Source organism: Paracoccus ravus (assembly GCF_004522175.1).
Classification (GTDB): domain Bacteria; phylum Pseudomonadota; class Alphaproteobacteria; order Rhodobacterales; family Rhodobacteraceae; genus Paracoccus; species Paracoccus ravus.
The window spans coordinates 1-3,052 of sequence record NZ_SDEB01000067.1; the positions used below are offsets into that span (position 1 = coordinate 1).

General features: G+C 61.2%; 4 protein-coding genes and 2 pseudogenes. 3 read left to right on the forward strand and 3 right to left on the reverse strand.

The window, feature by feature from the left end; genetic code table 11:
- Positions 1 to 110, reverse strand: a pseudogene (locus ESZ60_RS21625) (integrase); the annotation flags it as partial.
- Positions 111 to 581: 471 nt separating this feature from the next.
- Here ESZ60_RS21625 and ESZ60_RS20390 point away from each other — a divergent pair.
- The 3 genes from ESZ60_RS20390 (at position 582) to ESZ60_RS20400 (ending at position 2,135) form a co-directional block, all read left to right on the forward strand.
- Positions 582 to 932 (forward strand): antitoxin Xre/MbcA/ParS toxin-binding domain-containing protein, encoded by a 351-nt coding sequence (locus ESZ60_RS20390; RefSeq protein WP_134682477.1) that lies wholly within the window; start codon positions 582 to 584, stop codon positions 930 to 932.
- Positions 932 to 1,426 carry an RES family NAD+ phosphorylase gene (locus ESZ60_RS20395; protein ID WP_134682478.1) on the forward strand — a complete coding sequence of 165 codons (495 nt, stop codon included), beginning with the start codon at positions 932 to 934 and terminating at the stop codon, positions 1,424 to 1,426. The genes ESZ60_RS20390 and ESZ60_RS20395 overlap by 1 nt, the downstream gene beginning before the upstream one ends.
- Before the next feature lie 367 nt (positions 1,427 to 1,793).
- Positions 1,794 to 2,135 carry a zinc ribbon domain-containing protein YjdM gene (locus tag ESZ60_RS20400; RefSeq protein ID WP_134682479.1) on the forward strand — a complete coding sequence of 114 codons (342 nt, stop codon included), beginning with the start codon at positions 1,794 to 1,796 and terminating at the stop codon, positions 2,133 to 2,135.
- A gap of 223 nt (positions 2,136 to 2,358) precedes the next feature.
- Here the strand turns inward: ESZ60_RS20400 and ESZ60_RS20405 are convergent, their stop codons facing one another.
- Positions 2,359 to 2,904 (reverse strand): tyrosine-type recombinase/integrase, encoded by a 546-nt coding sequence (locus tag ESZ60_RS20405; protein WP_134682480.1) that lies wholly within the window; start codon positions 2,902 to 2,904, stop codon positions 2,359 to 2,361.
- Positions 2,901 to 3,052, reverse strand: a pseudogene (locus ESZ60_RS20410) (IS3 family transposase); the annotation flags it as partial. The gene ESZ60_RS20405 and the pseudogene ESZ60_RS20410, both read right to left, overlap by 4 nt.

Below are 3,052 nucleotides of genomic sequence, written 5' to 3' on the forward strand. Positions count from 1 at the left end.
CGGATCGACCAGACATGCTTCGGCAGCAGTGGGCGTTTCTGGCCGATGATGCGACCCTTGTTCCATGCGGGACGTTCAGGCCGGAGCACAGGAAGAAGATCAATGGACATGGTGTTACCTCCCTTCCTCCTGCCCGCCCTGACTTCGGATGATCCGACAAGCTCAATAGTATCACAGATGTTCGCGCCGGTTTGCACAGCCTGGCACGCAGTAAACCGCTTGATGACGAATCTGCATCTCCCAGGGGCGAGGCGATGGGAGCGAACGATCAACTGCGCCGGTTTGTCGTTCAAATCGCTGCCCATCGGCCAGTGGCCGATGCCTATAATCTATGGGACGGGGATATCGCGTACGCAGCACGTGCGAAAGACGACCGGCAGGTTAGCGCGCGGTAGGTCCTGTTCGAGAGGCAGGACGCCAGCGTCAACCAAACTTGCCAAGCGCTGTCCCGCAGCATGGACCACCTGCCTCGATAGGAACGATGGGGACGCATTGGGAAAAATGCGCCAGCGGACGTAGCGGGGCACTTGAATTACACTCACACTGACGACATATTTGGGCAGTTCGAGTGGAGGTTGCGGATGCAACTCGAAAATTTCGCTGAAGCCGGGCAGTTCGCTCCCGGCCGGATTGCCGAGGCCCTGCGCACCACTCGGGATGAGGTTGCACGCACAGTGGGCCTTGGCCGCGATGCGGTGATGCGGCCCGACCGCATCGCCAGCGCCAAAACCCAGAAGCGGCTGCGCGAGATGGTGGAGATCCTGAACCGCGTGGAGCCGCGCTTCGGATCTTCGCTGGTCGCCTATGCCTGGTATCGGTCGGAGCCACTGGCAGGGTTCAGCGGACTCACCGCGATGCAGCTGGTGCGGGACGGGCGGGCAGGCGACGTAATGGATTACATCGACGCGGTCGAGGCGGGCATCCACGCCTGATGCGCTACCACGGGCTTCTCTACCGCGCGCTAAACCCCGTCTGGGCGCGCGAGCCGCTGTCTGGCGAAGGTGCACGCCGGTTTGGTGGGCGCTTCAACGCGAAGGGTACGCCAGCGCTGTACTCCGCGCGCAGCATCGTTACCGCGATCCGCGAGGCGAACCAGATTGGAACGCTGCAGCCCACCACGCTCGTCGCCTATCAAGCGCGGATCGAACGAATATTCGATGCGACGGATCCGGCGAAGTTGGCGGCTGCCGAGATCGACCAGGCGACACTGGCCGCCGACAACTGGCGCAATCAGATGATGGCAGAGGGTCGCGCGCCGACGCAGGTTATGGCCGGACGGCTGATCGGCGAGGGCTATGCGGGCATGCAGGTGCGAAGCTTCGCGCCCGGCGCCGGGTCCGACGACCTCAACATCGTCCTGTGGCGTTGGGGTGCGGACGACGATGCGATACTGACGCTTGTCGATGACGAGGGGCGGCTCCGTTGATCAGACGCACTACGGGGTCGCTCCGCTTCATATGAAGGCGTATCAGTCGGCCCCATCGGTCAATGATGCTGCGCAATAGATCGAACTCATCCGCGGGAGGGTGCGACGGGTGCAGGACGATAGCGAGGCGATGGGCCGAAAAGTCCGCATCTTATCCAGCTCATCATGGATTTCGCTGCGCGGTGTCTGAGCGGCGGCTTCGACGCAGGAGCGGTGCAGCATTCATCACGGTCGAGCGACCGCAAAGGGCCGGCTGGCCGGTTAGCACCCGCTGCTTTGCCTTTTTGGCGCCACCTAGTTCCCCCGGTAGCATCAGGAAAAATGAAATCGCTGTTCGTTGCCTGCTGCTACCGCTATAAAGATCGCCATGACAGACACCCTTCCTCCCTGCCCCGAATGTGGTTCTTCTTTCACCTATGCAGTTGATGCCCTGATGATCTGCCCTGAATGTGGGCACGAATGGTCGGGTACAGCCGCGTCCGAGACCGGCGTCGAGATCCGCGACAGCGTGGGCAACATCCTCGCGGATGGCGACACCGTGACGGTGATCAAGGACCTGAAGCTTAAAGGCTCGTCCAGCGTGATCAAGGTCGGCACCAAGGTGCGCGGGATCCGCCTTGTCGAGGGTGATCACGACATCGACTGCAAAGTCCCCGGCATCGGACAGATCGCCCTCAAATCGCAATTCGTTAAGAAGGTTAGCGACTGAACGACCCGCCTTGGATTTGCCACATCGCGAACGGTAGTTGTTTCCGCAGCTCTGCCGTAGCAGCTAAAGGTTTTGCACAAGGCTTTTGATCGGCGGCTTCAACGCTTGCCGCAGGGCAACGCGCGCCGCGACCGGGAGGCCGGATTGGGCCGCGCCGGTCGGAATGGCGCCGTCCGGCTACCTGTTTTACAGGTCTATTCCCTCCAAAAGCGTGAGCGCGTCATCAAGATCGACACCGAGGTATCGCACCGTGCTGTCCATCTTGGTGTGGCCGAGCAAAAGCTGTACCGCTCGCAAGTTTCCCGTTTTCTTGAAGATCTGTGCCACCTTCGTGCGTCGCATCGAATGCGTTCCATAGGCGCTCGGCTTCAGCCCGATCGATCGACTGTACCCAGCCTCGCAAGATCCGCGCATATTCCCGCGTCGACAGATGCACGCTGGCGTGCAGGCGGCAGGGCCACAAATATTCCTGTCCGATCATCTCGGGATCTGCGACCCATCGCTCGAGTGAGCTTCGTGTCGCCTCCGTGATCTCGAAGCGAACCGGCTTCCCGGTCTTGCTTTGGGTGACCGAGGCGCGCTCTTTCACCCTGCCTGCCGCGAACACATCCTTCACCTTCAGACGGACGAGGTCGCAGCCACGCAGCTTGGTGTCGACGGCCAGGTTGAATAGAGCCAGATCGCGTTTGTTTCCGGCTATCTCCAGACGAACCCGGATCGAACAGACATGTTTCGGCAGTGACCTGCCCCCCGGTCGTCCCTCGTTCATAACGAGAGTCCTTGGGGTTGATAGTGGTCGGTTTCCGGTGTGGCAAGCGCGCCGGGCGCGTTGCCATCAAGTAGCTCAAGCGTCCGGGGCGCTTCTGCTGGTGTTCTGTTCCCCAGCGAGGAATGCGGCCTGACGTTGTTGTAGTCGT